We start from the raw sequence: 15,285 nt of genomic DNA, 5'->3' as shown, positions 1-15,285 counted from the left end.
GAGGCACCTCCCGGATACCCAGGCGACCACACGAGGCACCCGGTTCCGAAGTCCGGATCGGACGGACGCCGATTCCCGAGCTCAGTCGTCGAAGCCCTCGGCGATCATCTCCACGAGCTCCTCGCGCTCCTCGACGGGCAGGAACGTCGCGGCAGCCGCGTTGAACTGGAACGTCTCCAGGTCGTCGAGGTCGTAGCCGAAGGCGTCGACGAGCAGCGCGAGCTCTCGCGTGAGCGAGGTGCGGCTCATCGTGCGGTTGTCGACGTTCACGGTGACCGCGAAGCCGAGCTGGTACAGCAGATCGAAGGGGTGATCGGCGATCTCCTCGCCCCACGCGGCGATCGCGCCGGTCTGCAGATTCGACGACGGCGACAGCTCGAGCGGGATCTCCCTGTCGCGCACCCAGCGCGCGAGGTCCCCGAACTGCACCTGCACCTCGTCTCCCTCGCGGTTAACCACGTCGAGGTCCCCGGCGATCCGGACGCCGTGTCCGAGCCGGAGCGCGCGCCCGTCGATGAGCGCCGAACGGATCGAGGCGAGACCGGCCGCCTCCCCGGCGTGCACCGTGACGGGGAAGAACTGCTCCGCGAGGTAGTCGAAGGCGTCGCGGTGCCGCGATGCGGGGTAGCCGTCCTCCGGGCCGGCGACGTCGAAGCCGACGACGCCCCTCCCCCGGAATCCGACGGCGAGCTCTGCGATGTCTCGGGCACGGCCGGTGTGGCTCATCGCGCTCAGCAGCTGACCGACGCGGATGCTGCGCCCGGACCGATCCGCGGCGTCCTCGCCCTCTTCGATGCCCTGCTGGACGGCGTCGACGGCCTGTTCCAGCGTCAGCCCCCCGGCGAGGTGCTGCTCCGGCGCCCACCGCGCCTCGCCGTAGATCACGCCGTCCTCCGCGAGGTCCTCGACGAACTCGCGCGCGACACGGGTGAGCTGCTCCGCCGTCTGCATGACGCCGAGCGTCACGTCGAAGGTCTTGAGGTACTCCACGAGCGAACCGGAATCGCACTGCTTCTGGAACCAGTCGCCCAGGCGACGCGGATCGTTCTCCGGCAGCGCGGTCCCCGCCTCGCCGGCGAGCTCGACGATGGTCGAGAGACGCACGGCCCCGTCCAGATGATCGTGCAGCGAGACCTTGGGGAGGCTCCGGATCGAGACGCCATGGACAAGGGCGTCACCGGTCGGTTCGATCGACATGGGGGACCTCTCGGTGGGGCGGTTGTGGGAGCGAGTCACAGCCTACGCGGTGATGCGCTCCCGGACGAGGGACCCGCGTTCCGGTGCCGTGTCGCCGATCGCCCACGAGTCCTCCAGCGCCTCCAGGGCCCTCGGGAACCGCGCGGCGTCGTCGGCGGAGAGCGTGAACAGCGGCTGACCGGCCCGCACGCGATCGCCGGGCTTGACGTGCAGATCGATGCCCGCCGCGTGGATCACCGGGTCCTCGGCGCGCGCCCGCCCTGCGCCGAGGCGCCAGGCCGCGATGCCGAAGGGCAGCGCCTCCATGCGCGTCACGACGCCGTCCGTCTCCGCGGTGACGGCGTGCGTCTCGCGAGGCTCCGGAAGCGGCGCGTCCGGATCGCCGTCCTGGGCGCGGATCATCGCCTTCCAGCCGTCCATGGCGCGGCCGTCGTCGAGCGCCCGCTCCACATCGGCATCGGGGCGGCCGGCCAGGGCGAGCATCTCCCGCGCGAGCGCGATCGTGAGCTCCCGCACATCGGCGGGACCGCCGCCGGCGAGCACCTCTACCGACTCGCGCACCTCGTTGGCGTTGCCGATCGCGAAGCCGAGCGGCACGTTCATGTCGGTGAGCAGAGCCGTCGTGGCCACCCCGGAGTCCGTGCCGAGGGCGACCATCGTGCGGGCGAGCTCACGGGCATGATCGATGTCCTGCATGAAGGCGCCGGAGCCGAACTTCACATCCAGCACCAGGGCGTCGGTGCCCTCGGCGATCTTCTTGGACATGATGCTGGATGCGATGAGCGGGATCGCCTCCACCGTGCCCGTCACATCGCGCAGCGCGTAGAGCTTCTTGTCTGCGGGCGCGAGGCCCGACCCCGCGGCGCAGATCACCGCGCCGACGTCCGACTGCATCTGCGCGAACATCTCCTCGTTGCTCAGCGCGGCGCGCCAGCCGGGGATCGACTCGAGCTTGTCGAGCGTGCCGCCGGTGTGCCCGAGCCCTCGGCCGCTCAGCTGCGGCACCGCGACGCCGAAGACGGCGACCAGCGGCGCCAGCGGCAGCGTGATCTTGTCCCCCACGCCGCCGGTGGAGTGCTTGTCCACGGTGCTCTTGCCCAGCGAGGCGAAGCTCATCCGCTCGCCGGAGGCGATCATGGCGTCGGTGAGGACGCGGATCTCGTCGCGCTCCATCCCGCGCTGGAAGACGGCCATCGCGAAGGACGCCATCTGCGCGTCCGAGACGTAGCCGCGGGTGTAGGCGTCGACCATCCAGCGCAGCGCGGGCTCGGGCACGGCACCGCCATCGCGCTTGGCGCGAATGACGTCCACGGCATCGAACGGCTCGACGCTCATCGGGCATCCTCCAGGTCCCTCGGGCCGAAGGCGTCCGGCAGCACCTCGTCGATCGTCCGGATGCCGGAGACGGTCTCCAGCAGCATCCCCGGCATCGCGTGCTCGAAGAGCAGCTGCCGGCAGCGTCCGCACGGCATGATCGTGTCTCCGTCGTTGTTCACGCACACGAAGGCGACGAGCTTGCCCCCGCCGGACATGTGCAGGTCGCCGACGAGCGCGCACTCGGCGCACAGCGTCACGCCGTAGGAGGCGTTCTCGACGTTGCATCCCGCGACGATGCGCCCGTCCCCGACGAGGGCGGCGGCCCCCACCCGGTAGCGGGAGTACGGTGCATAGGCCTTGGTCATGGCCTCGGCCGCGACGGAGCGCAGCTCGTCCCAGTCGATGTCTGTCATCGCTGCTCTCAACTCTTGATGTAGGGCTCGCCGGACGCTGCCGGCGGGCGCGAGCGCCCGACGAGGCCGGCCACGGCGAAGATGGTGACGACGTACGGCAGCATCAGCATGAACTGGCTCGGCACCGGCGATCCGATGACGCTGAGCACGCCCTGCAGGTTCGACGCGAACCCGAAGAGCAGGGCGGCGAGCGTCGCCTTGATCGGATCCCACTTGCCGAAGATGACGGCGGCGAGAGCGATGAAGCCGGCTCCCGCCGTCATCTCGCGACCGAACTGCGGGTTCGTGACGAGTGTGTAGAACGCGCCGCCCATGCCGGCGATCGCGCCGGCGAGCATCACGTTCGCGTAGCGGGTCGCCGCCACCTTGATCCCCACCGTGTCCGCCGCCTGCGGGTGCTCGCCGACAGCGCGCAGACGCAGTCCCCACCGGGTGCGATACAAGCCGAACCAGACGAGGAACACGGTCACGTACATGAGATAGACGATGATCGTCTGCCGGAACAGCACGGGACCGATGACCGGGATCTCGCTGAGCACGGGGATCGGAAGCACGGGGAAGAGCGCGGGCGAGTTCAGCTCCGCCGCGTTCGGGTTGAGCACCTGCCGGTAGAGGAAGGTCGTCAGCCCCGCCACGAGGACGTTGAGCACGACGCCGACGATGACCTGGTTGACGTAGTAGGTGATCGCGAAGACCGCGAGCACCAGCGAGACGAGCACCCCGGCGACCATGGCCGCGACGAGACCGGCCCACGGGCTGCCCGTCGCCGAGCTCACCAGCGCCGCGAGGAAGGCCCCCGCCAGCAGCTGGGCCTCGATGGCGATGTTCACGACGCCGACCCGCTCGCCGATCACGCCTCCGAGCGCTCCGAAGATCAGCGGGGTCGCCAGCGCGAGCGCGCCGCCGAGCAGGCCGATCATGGGCAGCGTCCCGCCCGCCGACGCCCACGCGAGGAAGCCCACCATCAGGATGACGACGTAGAGGACCGTCAGCCACAGCGGCAGCCGGCGCCCCGCCCTGGTCCAGAAGATCGCGAGACCCGTGATCACGGCCATGAGGACGACGGCGACCCACGCGGTCGGGTTCGCCGGGAGCACGAGCTCCGGCAGGGGGATCGCCGCGTCCGCGGATCGGACCAGGCGGAAGGTGCTCGCGCCTTCGCGCGGCGCCAGCAGCGGCAGCAGCGCGAAGAGCACCGTGACGACGCCGAAGATGACCGGCGCCTTCCAGGACGTGACGGTGACGTGACGCTGCTCGTCACTGACGACCGCTTCTGCCGTGACGGTCATGCGGACACCTCCTCGGCGATCTGCGCGGCGTTCTTCCGCTTCTTCCTCGGCTTCCTGCGCGCCCCCGGCTGCGGCAGGCCGAAGATCGCGCGGATCAGCGGCGGGGCCGCGATGAAGAGCACGATGAGCGACTGGACGACGAGCACGATCTCGATCGGCACGTTCTCCGAGGCCTGCATGGCGAAGCCGCCCGCCTTGAAGGCGCCGAACAGGATGCCCGCGGCGAGGATCCCCAGCGGCGTCGACCGCCCGAGGAGCGCGACCGTGATCGCGTCGAACCCGATCCCCGCGTCGATGTTGTCGCCGAAGCCGCTGGTCACGGTGCCGAGCATCTGACTGACGCCGGCGATGCCGACGAGCGCTCCGGCGATGAGCATGACGAGGAAGTACATCTTCCCGACCCCGATGCCGGCGACCTTCGCGGCCGCAGGGTTCTCCCCGACGGCGCGGAAGCGGAATCCGAGGCTGGAGCGCTCGAGCAGCCACCAGGTGAAGGCGACGCCGACGAGCGCGAGGATGAACCCGGCATGCAGGTTGTACTGCGGCCCGAGGATGCCCGGCAGGATCGCCGAGTCCGGCATCGCGGCCGTCTTCGGGTTGCTGGATCCCGGCGCCTGCAGGATGCCCGGCGTCGCCAGCATCCACGCCAGCAGGTAGAAGGCGATGTGGTTGAGCATGATCGTGACGATCACCTCGTGCGCGCCCGTCCGCGCCTTCAGGAGGCCGGCGATGCCCGCCCAGACGGCGGCGGCGGCCATGCCCGCGACGATGGCGGCGAGCATGTGCAGCGGCCACGGCAGGCTCAGCTTGGTCGCCACGGCGCCCGCGGCGGCGGCCGCCATGAGCATCTGCCCCTGACCGCCGATGTTGAACAGGCCGGCGCGGAAGGCGAGACCGACGCCGAGGCCCGCGGCGATGAGCGGGGTGGCGAACTTCAGCGTCTCGGTGAGCGGCCTGATGCCCGCGGCGAACCCGTCGACCCGGAAGTTGTAGATCGCCCCCTGGAACAGGGCGACATAGGCTCCGGCGATGGAGTCCCAGACCGCGGCGAGCATGTCGCCGGGGCGGGCGAAGAAGTAGCCGGCCGTCCGCTGCACGTCCGCGTCGGTGAAGGCGATCATGATGGAGCCGGCGACCAGGGCGAGCACGACCGAGAGCACGGAGATGAGCCCGCTGCCGGTCGTCACCCGCCGCCAGGCCTCGTGCCAGCGCGATTCCTGCGGAGGCGCGGCATCCGCCGTGGGTGCGATCACCGGCGCGCTCATGCGGTGGCCTCCTCAGCCGTGATGCTCGGATCCGTCTCGGCCATGCCGGCCATCATCAGGCCGAGGCGCTCTCTCGGCGTATCGCCGGGGACGATGCCGACGACCTTCCCCCGGTACATGACCATGATGCGGTCGGCGAGGGCCGCGGCCTCGTCGAGCTCCGTGGAGATGACGATGACCGGGATGCCGGAGTCGCGCGTCGCGACGATGCGGGTGTGGATGAACTCGATGGAGCCGACGTCCACGCCGCGGGTCGGCTGCGCCGCCACGAAGAGCGTGAGGTCCCGGCTCAGCTCCCTGGCGAGCACGATCTTCTGCTGGTTTCCGCCGGAGAGACGGCCCGCCGGCTGAGCGGGCCCCTGGGTCCTGATGTCGAACTCGGCGATCTTCTCGCGCGCGAAGGCGTCCAGCGCCTGCAGCTGCAGGGTCCCCGCCTTGACGAACGGCGCACCCGCCGAGCGGTCGAGGATGAGGTTCTCCGCGATGGAGAACTCCTTGATGAGCCCGTCGACGCTCCGGTCCTCGGGCACGAACCCGACGCCGTCGTCGAGGACCTCCCGCACGGACCGGCCGACCAGCTCCCGGCCGTTCAGCCGGACGCTCCCGCTGGTGCGCGGCTGCAGTCCCACGATCGCCTCGGTCAGCTCGGTCTGCCCGTTGCCCTGGACGCCGACGATCGCCAGGATCTCTCCTCCTCGCACCGAGAAGGAGACGTCGTCGACGAGGACGGTCCCGAGATGGTCGGTCACGGTGAGATCCGAGACGACGAGCGACTCGGCGCCGAGCTTCGGCGCGTCCTTGTGCACGGTGAGCTCGACGGCGCGACCGACCATGAGGGAGGCGAGCTCCTCGTTGGATGCGGTGGGCGACGCCTCGCCGACGACTTTGCCGAGCCGGATCACGGTGATGCGGTCCGCGACCTCGCGCACCTCGCGCAGCTTGTGGGTGATGAACACGATCGACGTGCCGGCGGCCTTGAGCTGGCGCATCGTCGACATGAGCTCGTCGGTCTCCTGCGGGGTGAGCACCGCGGTCGGCTCGTCGAAGACGAGGACCTTGGCGTCACGGGAGAGCGCCTTGATGATCTCGACCCGCTGCTGGACCCCGACGGGGAGGTCCTCGACGACGGCGTCCGGATCGACGTCGAAGCCGAAGCGATCGGAGATCTCGCGCACCATCCGGCGCGCCGCCGACAGATCGAGGCGGCCGCCGAAGGTGGTCTTCTCGTGGCCGAGCACGACGTTCTCCGCCACGGTGAAGACCGGGATGAGCATGAAGTGCTGGTGCACCATTCCGATGCCCGCCGCCATCGCATCGCCTGGGCCTGCGAAGCTCTGCTCGACGTCGTCGAGGAGGATCTCGCCCTCGTCGGCCTGGTACAGCCCGTAGAGCACGTTCATCAGCGTGGACTTGCCGGCGCCGTTCTCGCCGAGGAGGCAGTGGATCTCCCCCGGCTCGATCGTCAGATCGATGTGGTCGTTGGCCGTCAGTGCGCCGAACCTCTTCGTTATGCCGCGCAGTTCGAGCTTCATGTGTCAGATCCTATTCAGACAGGGCGTGTGGCAGAAAGAGAAGAGGAGGCCGGCGGGATGCCGACCTCCCCTTCGCACCGTTCTCGATCAGTCGAGGTACGAGGTGACCGTGACCTCGCCGTCGATGATCTGCTGCTGCAGCGCCTCGACCGCGGACACCAGCTCGGGGTCGACCTTGTCGGCGAAGTTGTGCAGATCGGCGATGCCGACGCCCTCGTTCTCCAGCGTTCCGATGTACGGCGTGGCGTCGAACTCGTCGTCGGCGCTGGACGTCACGGCCTCATAGGTCGAGAGCTTCATGTCCTTGAGGACCGAGGTCAGCACGAAGTCCTCGGTGGTCGGGTCGGTGACGAACAGGTCGGCGTCCGCGCCGATCAGGGCGATGTCACGGCCGGACTCCTTGATCGCCTGCAGGCCGGACTGGTAGATCGGACCGCCGACGGGGAAGAGCACGTCCACGCCCTGGTCGATGATGTTCTGCGCGACGGTCTTCGCCTCGGGGCCTGCCTCGAAGCCACCCGTGAACGAGCCGGTCTCGCCGTCCCAGCCGACGACGGCGACATCGGTGCCGTTCTGCTCGTTGTAGTAGTTCACGCCCTGGGAGAAGCCGTCCATGAAGATCGTCACGGTCGGGTACTCGGCGCCGCCGAAGGTGCCGACCTTGCCGGCCTCGGAGTAGCCGGCGGACAGATAGCCGGCCAGGAACGCGGCCTCGGCCGTGTTGTAGAGCAGCGGCTTGACGTTCGGCGCGTCCGCCTCGCCGTTGAAGTCCGCATCGGCGGCGTCGTCGACGAGGATGTAGTCGATGCCCTCGTTCGCGAGCGCGGACTCGACCGTGGCGGCCGAGAGCGCGAAGCCGACGGAGACGATGGCGTCGCAGCCCTCGGAGACCAGGCTCTCGAGGTTCGGCGCGAAGTCGGTCTCGGCATTGGACTCGACGTTCTTGTACTCGACGCCGAGCTCGTCCGCGGCCTGCACGAGGCCCTCGTAGGAGAGCTGGTTGAAGGACTTGTCGTCGAAGCCGCCCTGATCGGAGACGATGCAGGGCAGGAAGTCGAGCGCTTCGCCTTCGCCGCCCGGGCCCTCGGACTCCTCGGGAGCGGCGCCGCAGCCGGCAAGAGCGACGGCGACGCCGGTCGCCACGAGCGCGGCGAGTGCGCGCTTTCGGGTGGAAATGGTCACGTAAGCCTCCACGGACTTCTGGCCCGCGCCGATCGCAGGTCCCCGAAGACAAGTTACCCACTGTTACGACGCCCGACAGGGGCGTTGCGGTTAATGGTTACAAACCCGCAATAGATCCGTCATCCGGCGGATCAGAGCACGTCCCCGCGGCCGGTGAGCTTGAGCGACTCGACGACGCCCTTCACGCGCTGCGCGTGCTCGGTGGTCGTCACCAGCAGAGCGTCGGGGGTGTCGACCACGACGATGTCCTGCACGCCGATGAGGCTGATCACCCGCGAGGTCTGGCTGACGAGGATGCCGGTGGCCGCATCCGAGAGAACCCTCGCCCTGGGGCCGAGCACGGCCAGGTCGTTCTTGCGCCCTCCGGAGATCAGCTTGGTGAGCGAGGCGAAGTCCCCGACGTCGTCCCAGTCGAAGTGGCCGGGGATGACCGCGAGCCTCCCCTTCTCGGCTGCAGGCTCCGCGACGGCGTAGTCGATGGCGATCTTCTTCAGCCGCGGCCAGATCCGATCCACCGCCGGCCCTCGGCGCTCCCGGTCGTCCCAGGCCTCGGCGAGCTCGAGGAGCCCGGCGTGCAGCTCCGGCTCGTTCGCGGCCAGCTCGTCGAGCAGCACGGACGCCCTGGCGATGAACATGCCGGCGTTCCACAGGTACGAGCGGTCGGCGTAGTACTGCTTCGCGGTGTCGAGGTCCGGCTTCTCCACGAAGCGCTCCACGGTGGCCGCCTCCGGCGCCCCGTCCACGATGAGCTCGCCGCCCTTGCGGATGTACCCGAAGCCGACCGAGGGCTCGGACGGCTCGATGCCGATCGTGCAGATGTAGCCGGCGCGCGCGACCGCGACGGCCTGCTGGACGGCGAACTCGAACAGGCGGGTGCCGCGGATCACATGGTCGGCGGCGAAGGAGCCGATGATCACCTCGGGGTCGCGACGGTGCAGGATCGCCGCGGCGAGGCCGATCGCCGCGGCGGACTCCCGCGGCTCCGACTCGAGGAAGACGTTCAGGTCCGGGATGCCCGGCAGCTCCCCCTCGACCGCCGCGCGATGCGCGCGGCCCGTGACGACCGCGATGCGGTCGGCCCCCGCGAGCGGCTCCAGCCGATCCCAGGTGTCGCGCAGCAGGGAGTTGCCGGAGCCGGTGAGATCATGCAGGAACTTCGGCGCATCCGCCCGGGAGAGCGGCCACAGGCGGCTGCCGATCCCGCCGGCGGGGATCACGGCGTAGAAGTCGTCGATCGGCTCGGTCATGCCTTCAGACTATCGGCACGGAGATATCTCGACATCGAGACGCTTAGGTCTGCCTTCATGGCTCTCAGCAGACGGACAGGAATAGGATGGAGCACGTTCGGGCGTGCCTGGCGCGCACTGCCGAGGCGAATCGATCAGGGAGGACGACCGTGTCCGCAAGCACTCGCTTGACACCGTCGATTTCGGAGACGACATCCAAGACCCCGCGCGGAACCCTCTATCGGGGACGCGAGGGAATGTGGTCCTGGGTGCTGCACCGGATCACCGGAGTCGCCATCTTCTTCTTCCTCCTCGTCCATGTGCTCGACACGGCGCTCATCAGGGTCTCTCCCGAGGCGTACAACGCCGTGATCGGCACGTACAAGAATCCGGTCATGGCGCTCGGCGAGGTCGTCCTGGTGGCCGGCATCGCCTTCCATGCCTTCAACGGCCTGCGCATCATCCTCGTCGACCTGTGGTCGAAGGGCGCCCGCTACCAGCGCCAGATGTTCTGGATCGTCCTCGGGCTGTGGGCCGTGCTCATGGCCGGATTCGTCCCGCGTCATCTCGCACTCGCGTTCGCCGGCTTCGGAGGAGGGCACTGATGAGCACGCAGACCGCCGTCGCGCCGTCGCGCCGCGCCCGCCGCTTCAACATCGAGAAGTGGGGCTGGATCTTCATGAGGGCCTCGGGCGTGCTCCTGGTCATCCTCATCTTCGGGCACCTGTTCGTGAACCTGATGCTCGGCGACGGCATCCACGCCCTGGACTTCGCCTTCATCGCCGGCAAGTTCGCCGACCCGTGGTGGCAGTGGTGGGACGTGCTGATGCTGTGGCTGGCGCTCATCCACGGCGCCAACGGCATGCGCACCATCGTGAACGACTACGTCACCAACGGCACGGCGCGCAAGGCGCTCGTCTGGGCGCTGGGCCTGGCCGCGGGACTGCTCATCGTCCTCGGCACGCTGGTCGTCTTCACCTTCGACCCGTGCCTGGGCGTCACGGAGAGCAGCAGCCTGTGGGACATGTGCGTCGCCAACGGCAGCGTCGGGAACTGAGAAGAGAGCAACCAGAAGTGACTACCGCCACCCAGGATTCCGTCGTCCGCGACGGCGTGCATTACCACCAGTTCGACATCGTCATCGTCGGCGCCGGCGGCGCGGGCATGCGCGCGGCGATCGAGGCGGGACCGGGCGCGAAGACGGCCGTCATCACCAAGCTGTATCCGACCCGCTCCCACACCGGAGCCGCGCAGGGAGGCATGGCGGCCGCCCTCGCGAACGTCGAGGAGGACAGCTGGGAGTGGCACACCTTCGACACGATCAAGGGCGGCGACTACCTCGTCGACCAGGATGCCGCGGAGATCCTCGCCAAGGAGGCCATCGACGCCGTCATCGACCTGGAGAACATGGGCCTGCCGTTCAACCGCACGCCCGACGGAAAGATCGACCAGCGTCGGTTCGGCGGGCACACCGCCGAGCACGGCAAGGCTCCGGTGCGCCGCGCCTGCTACGCGGCGGACCGCACCGGCCACATGATCCTGCAGACGCTGTTCCAGAACTGCGTCAAGCTCGGCATCAACTTCTTCAACGAGTTCTACGCGCTCGATCTCATCACGGTGAAGGACGCCGAGGGCAAGACCCAGGTCGCCGGCGTCGTCGCGTACGAGCTCGCGACCGGCGACCTGCACGTCTTCCACTCGAAGTCGGTCATCTTCGCCACCGGCGGCTTCGGCAAGATCTTCAAGACGACCTCGAACGCGCACACGCTGACCGGCGACGGCGTCGGCATCGTCTGGCGCAAGGGACTCCCCCTCGAGGACGTCGAGTTCTTCCAGTTCCACCCGACCGGGCTCGCCGGCCTCGGCATCCTCCTCACCGAGGGCGCCCGCGGTGAGGGCGCGATCCTCCGGAACGCATCCGGGGAGCGCTTCATGGAGCGCTACGCCCCCACCATCAAGGACCTGGCGCCGCGTGACATCGTCGCCCGGTGCATGGTCCAGGAGGTGCGGGAGGGCCGTGGAGCAGGGCCGCACAAGGACTACGTGCTGCTGGACTGCACGCACCTCGGCGCCGAGGTCCTGGAGACGAAGCTCCCCGACATCACCGAGTTCGCGCGCACCTACCTCGGCATCGACCCCGTCGTGGAGCCTGTGCCCGTCATGCCGACGGCGCACTACGCGATGGGCGGCATCCCCACGAACAACGCCGGCGAGGTCCTCGCCGACAACGACACCGTCGTCCCCGGCCTCTACGCGGCCGGCGAGTGCGCCTGCGTGTCCGTGCACGGGGCGAACCGCCTCGGCACGAACTCGCTGCTCGACATCAACGTCTTCGGCAAGCGCGCCGGCCGCAACGCGGTCGAGTACGTCAAGACCGCCGAGTTCGTCCCGCTCCCCGAAGATCCGGCGTCCGCCGTCCGCGAGCTGATCGAGGGCGTCCGCAACTCCCAGGGCACTGAACGGATCGCGAACATCCGCAAGAAGCTCCAGGAGGAGATGGACGACAAGGCCCAGGTCTTCCGCACCGAGGAGTCGCTCACGGCCGTCCTCGGGACGATCAAGGAGCTGCGCGAGCGGTTCAAGAACATCTACGTCGACGACAAGGGCAAGCGCTACAACACCGATCTGCTGGAAGCCGTCGAGCTCGGCTTCCTCCTCGACATCGCCGAGATCGTCGCCTACGCCGCGCGCAACCGCCAGGAGAGCCGCGGCGGCCATATGCGCGAGGACTTCCAGAAGCGGGACGACTCGACCTACATGCAGCACACGATGGCCTATCTCACCGGCGACCCGCACTCCGCGACCCCGGAGGACCACATCAAGCTGGCGTGGAAGCCGGTCGTCTTCACCAAGAACGATCAGGGCGAGTTGAACTACCCGCCGATGGAGAGGAAGTACTGACATGTCCACCGCCGTCGCAGAGGCACCCGCCGAGACCGCCGCGGAGGCTCCCGTCCAGTCCTTCCTGGTCACGTTCATCATCCGCCGTTTCGACCCCGAGGTCGATGCGGAGCCGCACTGGGTCGACTACGACGTCGAGCTGTACTCCACCGACCGCGTGCTCGATGCACTGCACAAGATCAAGTGGGAGGTCGACGGCTCGCTGTCGTTCCGCCGCTCCTGCGCGCACGGCATCTGCGGCTCGGATGCGATGCGCATCAACGGCCGCAACCGCCTGGCGTGCAAGACGCTGATCAAGGACCTGGACATCTCCAAGCCGATCTACGTCGAGGCGATCAAGGGGCTCCCCCTCGAGAAGGACCTCATCGTCGACATGGAGCCGTTCTTCGCCTCCTACCGCGAGGTGCAGCCCTTCCTCGTCGCCAGCTCCACGCCCGAGAAGGGCAAGGAGCGCGTGCAGACGATCGCCGACCGCGCCGTCTTCGACGACACCACCAAGTGCATCCTGTGCGCCGCATGCACCTCCTCCTGCCCGGTGTTCTGGACCGACGGGCAGTACTTCGGCCCCGCGGCGATCGTGAACGCGCACCGCTTCATCTTCGACTCCCGCGACGACAACGCCGGCGTGCGCCTGGACATCCTCAACGACAAGGAGGGCGTGTGGCGCTGCCGCACGACCTTCAACTGCTCCGAGGCCTGCCCCCGCGGCATCGAGGTCACCAAGGCGATCGCCGAGGTCAAGCAGGCGATCCTGCGCGGGCGCCCCTGACACGCGCGTCCGCCACGACGCGGTCGCGCCCCCGCCCTGGATAGGGTGGGGGCGTGTCCCGTTCCGGTGCCGATTCGCCCAGAGCATCCGACGTCCGCCGCCTCGATGCCGCCGTCGAACGCGTCACCGTCCTGACCCGGCGCACGCTCGGCCTCTTCCCGGTGCGGGTGTGGCGCCACTTCCTGCAGCACAACGGGTTCCTGCTCGCCGCGGGGGTCAGCTATCAGGCGCTCTTCGCGATCTTCGCCGCCATCTACCTCGCCTTCGCGATCACCGGGCTCTGGCTGGGCGGCAACGAGCTCGCCGTCGACGCGCTGATCGGCGTGATCAACGGCTACATCCCGAATCTGATCGGCCCCGACAGCGACGTCATCACGCCCGAGCAGGTCAAGGACATCGTCACGAGGACGACGGGCGTGCTGAGCGTGACCGGCGCCATCGCCCTCGGCGCCGTGATCTGGACGGCGATCGGATGGGTGACCTTCTCCCGGCGCGCGGTGCGCGACATCTTCGGGCTGCCGCCCGACCTGCGCAGCTACCTCCTGCTCAAGGCCCGCGATCTGCTGGCCGCGCTCATCTTCGGCGTCGCCCTGATCCTCGGCTCGCTGCTCAGCTCCGTGAGCGCCGCCGTGCTGAGCTGGCTGCTCGATCAGCTCGGATGGGGCGTCGGCTCCGTCGCCGTGAACCTCTTCATCCGGCTCGGCACCGTCCTGGTCTCCTTCGCACTGCTCTCCGGCGCGCTGGCGGCGATGGTGCGCTTCCTCACCGGCACATCGCTGCGGTGGGCGACGATCTGGCCGGGAGCGCTGCTCGGCGGCGGAGCCATGACCGTGCTCCAGTACGGTGTCGGCTTCCTCCTGAGCTACACCCCCACCAATCCGCTGCTGGCGACGTTCGCGATCTTCATCGGCCTGCTGCTCTGGTTCCGGATCAACGGCGTCGTGATGCTCGTGGCCGCGGCGTGGATCGCGGTCGCCGCGGAGGATCGGGACCTCCCGCTGCTCGCGCAGACCGAGGCGGAGCGCCGGCTCGCCGAGCACGAGACGCTGCTGGACGCCGCGCGCATCCGGCTGCGCGACGCCGCGATCGCGCACGGCGGCGCACCCTGGATCCGGCAGTGGAGCACCGGCCGCGCGATGCGCGCTGCGGCGAGCGATCTCGCCGACCTCGAGGAGATGACCGAGGGGCTGAAGATCCTCGCCGAGAGGACGCCGAAGCGCGTTCCCGGTCAGCCCCGCGCGAACCTGACCGCTCTGCTCGAGGATGTCCGAGGTCCCCGTTAGGCTCGATCCATGCCCCATCTGCGTATCGCCACAGTCAACGTCAACGGCATCAGGGCGGCAGCCCGCAACGGCATGAGCGGCTGGCTCGACGCCGCCGACGTGGACATCCTCACCCTTCAGGAGGTCCGTGGTCAGGACGAGCACCTGGAGGCGGCGCTGCCCGGCTGGTCGATCCTGCACGACGAGGCCACGGCCAAGGGCCGCGCGGGCGTCGCGATCGCCAGCCGCACACCCGCACTGGCCAGCCGCACGGCGTTCGGCCCTGAGGACTTCGACTCGAAGGGCCGCTGGCTCGAGGGCGACTTCCTGCTCGGCGACCGACCGCTCACGGTCGTGAGCGCCTATGTGCACTCCGGGGAGGCCGACACCCCGAAGCAGGTCGAGAAGTGGAAGTTCCTCGACGCGTTCGGCATCCGTCTGGCCGAGCTCAGCGCCGACGATGCGCTCGCCGTCGTCACGGGAGACCTGAACGTCGGACACCGGGAGCTCGACATCAAGAACTGGCGCGGCAACCGCAAGAAGGCCGGCTTCCTCCCCCGTGAGCGCGCCTACTTCGACCGGTTCCTCGGCGAGGCGGGCGTCGAGATCGTCGGGGTCGACGAGACCGTGGGCCCCGGCCTCGGCTGGGTGGACGTCGGACGACGCTTCCACGGCGAGATCGAGGGACCGTACACGTGGTGGTCGGCCCGCGGGCAGGCCTTCGACAACGACACCGGCTGGCGGATCGACTACCACCTGGCCACTCCCGCGCTCGCGGAGAGGGTGGAGAGCTACCACGTCGCCCGCGCGGCCTCGTACGACCAGCGCTGGAGCGACCACGCCCCGGTGGTCGTCGACTACACGTACTGAGACGACAGCTCACCGGGCGAAGAGCAGCAGTCACGGAACCGGCGCTCCCCCGCAGCGCCCTA

At 69.1% G+C, this 15,285-nt stretch carries 14 protein-coding genes; 6 read left to right on the top strand and 8 right to left on the bottom strand.

Annotation, left to right across the window (positions count from 1 at the left end):
- Nucleotides 1-81: 81 nt before the first annotated feature.
- The 8 genes from ACYVGQ_RS14445 to ACYVGQ_RS14410 all read right to left on the bottom strand — a co-directional run bounded on the left by ACYVGQ_RS14445 (nt 82) and on the right by ACYVGQ_RS14410 (nt 9,442).
- Complete coding sequence (locus ACYVGQ_RS14445; RefSeq protein ID WP_460785348.1) at nt 82-1,197, bottom strand: adenosine deaminase; 1,116 nt, start codon at nt 1,195-1,197, stop codon at nt 82-84.
- A gap of 42 nt (nt 1,198-1,239) precedes the next feature.
- Nucleotides 1,240-2,532 (bottom strand): thymidine phosphorylase, encoded by a 1,293-nt coding sequence (locus ACYVGQ_RS14440; RefSeq protein WP_460785347.1) that lies wholly within the window; start codon nt 2,530-2,532, stop codon nt 1,240-1,242.
- A complete protein-coding gene (locus ACYVGQ_RS14435; protein ID WP_460785346.1) occupies nt 2,529-2,927 on the bottom strand; it encodes a cytidine deaminase in 399 nt (132 codons plus the stop codon). Before ACYVGQ_RS14435 ends, ACYVGQ_RS14440 begins: the two co-directional genes overlap by 4 nt.
- A gap of 8 nt (nt 2,928-2,935) precedes the next feature.
- Nucleotides 2,936-4,216, bottom strand: coding sequence for an ABC transporter permease (locus tag ACYVGQ_RS14430; protein WP_460785345.1), 1,281 nt, complete (start codon nt 4,214-4,216; stop codon nt 2,936-2,938).
- Nucleotides 4,213-5,481: an ABC transporter permease gene (locus ACYVGQ_RS14425; protein ID WP_460785344.1), complete on the bottom strand. Its 1,269-nt coding sequence runs from the start codon at nt 5,479-5,481 to the stop codon at nt 4,213-4,215. Before ACYVGQ_RS14425 ends, ACYVGQ_RS14430 begins: the two co-directional genes overlap by 4 nt.
- Nucleotides 5,478-7,013, bottom strand: a complete 1,536-nt coding sequence (locus tag ACYVGQ_RS14420; protein ID WP_460785343.1) for an ABC transporter ATP-binding protein — start codon at nt 7,011-7,013, stop codon at nt 5,478-5,480. Before ACYVGQ_RS14420 ends, ACYVGQ_RS14425 begins: the two co-directional genes overlap by 4 nt.
- A gap of 87 nt (nt 7,014-7,100) precedes the next feature.
- Nucleotides 7,101-8,195, bottom strand: coding sequence for a BMP family lipoprotein (locus ACYVGQ_RS14415; protein WP_460785342.1), 1,095 nt, complete (start codon nt 8,193-8,195; stop codon nt 7,101-7,103).
- 131 nt (nt 8,196-8,326) lie between these two features.
- Nucleotides 8,327-9,442 carry a mannose-1-phosphate guanylyltransferase gene (locus ACYVGQ_RS14410; protein WP_460785341.1) on the bottom strand — a complete coding sequence of 372 codons (1,116 nt, stop codon included), beginning with the start codon at nt 9,440-9,442 and terminating at the stop codon, nt 8,327-8,329.
- 149 nt (nt 9,443-9,591) lie between these two features.
- On the opposite strand from ACYVGQ_RS14410, the gene sdhC reads away from it, so the two are divergent.
- From sdhC to ACYVGQ_RS14380, 6 genes are read left to right on the top strand one after another with little or no spacing between them, the layout of a single operon-like run.
- A complete protein-coding gene (gene sdhC, locus ACYVGQ_RS14405; RefSeq protein WP_460785340.1) occupies nt 9,592-10,026 on the top strand; it encodes a succinate dehydrogenase, cytochrome b556 subunit in 435 nt (144 codons plus the stop codon).
- A complete protein-coding gene (locus ACYVGQ_RS14400; protein ID WP_460785339.1) occupies nt 10,026-10,478 on the top strand; it encodes a succinate dehydrogenase hydrophobic membrane anchor subunit in 453 nt (150 codons plus the stop codon). The genes sdhC and ACYVGQ_RS14400 overlap by 1 nt, the downstream gene beginning before the upstream one ends.
- Before the next feature lie 17 nt (nt 10,479-10,495).
- Nucleotides 10,496-12,322 (top strand): succinate dehydrogenase flavoprotein subunit, encoded by a 1,827-nt coding sequence (gene sdhA, locus ACYVGQ_RS14395; RefSeq protein WP_460785338.1) that lies wholly within the window; start codon nt 10,496-10,498, stop codon nt 12,320-12,322.
- Nucleotide 12,323: 1 nt separating this feature from the next.
- Entirely contained in the window at nt 12,324-13,091 is a 768-nt protein-coding gene (locus tag ACYVGQ_RS14390) for a succinate dehydrogenase iron-sulfur subunit (protein ID WP_460785337.1), read from the top strand.
- A 53-nt stretch (nt 13,092-13,144) separates the two neighbouring features.
- Nucleotides 13,145-14,374: a YihY/virulence factor BrkB family protein gene (locus tag ACYVGQ_RS14385; protein WP_460785336.1), complete on the top strand. Its 1,230-nt coding sequence runs from the start codon at nt 13,145-13,147 to the stop codon at nt 14,372-14,374.
- Between the two features lie 9 nt (nt 14,375-14,383).
- Complete coding sequence (locus ACYVGQ_RS14380; RefSeq protein WP_460785335.1) at nt 14,384-15,223, top strand: exodeoxyribonuclease III; 840 nt, start codon at nt 14,384-14,386, stop codon at nt 15,221-15,223.
- Nucleotides 15,224-15,285 lie beyond the last annotated feature (62 nt).

The sequence above is a fragment of the Microbacterium tumbae genome, from assembly GCF_054780175.1.
The sequence above is the reverse complement of the archived record's forward strand: the minus strand, read 5'-3'. Positions and strand labels throughout refer to the sequence as shown.

Excerpts from the sequence above, each read along its gene's own strand:
- ACYVGQ_RS14445 (WP_460785348.1), bottom strand. The coding sequence starts at position 1,197 with ATGTCGATCGAACCGACCGGTGACGCCCTTGTCCATGGCGTCTCGATC.
- ACYVGQ_RS14440 (WP_460785347.1), bottom strand. The coding sequence starts at position 2,532 with ATGAGCGTCGAGCCGTTCGATGCCGTGGACGTCATTCGCGCCAAGCGC.
- ACYVGQ_RS14435 (WP_460785346.1), bottom strand. The coding sequence starts at position 2,927 with ATGACAGACATCGACTGGGACGAGCTGCGCTCCGTCGCGGCCGAGGCC.
- ACYVGQ_RS14430 (WP_460785345.1), bottom strand. The coding sequence starts at position 4,216 with ATGACCGTCACGGCAGAAGCGGTCGTCAGTGACGAGCAGCGTCACGTC.
- ACYVGQ_RS14425 (WP_460785344.1), bottom strand. The coding sequence starts at position 5,481 with ATGAGCGCGCCGGTGATCGCACCCACGGCGGATGCCGCGCCTCCGCAG.
- ACYVGQ_RS14420 (WP_460785343.1), bottom strand. The coding sequence starts at position 7,013 with ATGAAGCTCGAACTGCGCGGCATAACGAAGAGGTTCGGCGCACTGACG.
- ACYVGQ_RS14410 (WP_460785341.1), bottom strand. The coding sequence starts at position 9,442 with ATGACCGAGCCGATCGACGACTTCTACGCCGTGATCCCCGCCGGCGGG.
- ACYVGQ_RS14400 (WP_460785339.1), top strand. The coding sequence starts at position 10,026 with ATGAGCACGCAGACCGCCGTCGCGCCGTCGCGCCGCGCCCGCCGCTTC.
- ACYVGQ_RS14390 (WP_460785337.1), top strand. The coding sequence starts at position 12,324 with ATGTCCACCGCCGTCGCAGAGGCACCCGCCGAGACCGCCGCGGAGGCT.
- ACYVGQ_RS14380 (WP_460785335.1), top strand. The coding sequence starts at position 14,384 with ATGCCCCATCTGCGTATCGCCACAGTCAACGTCAACGGCATCAGGGCG.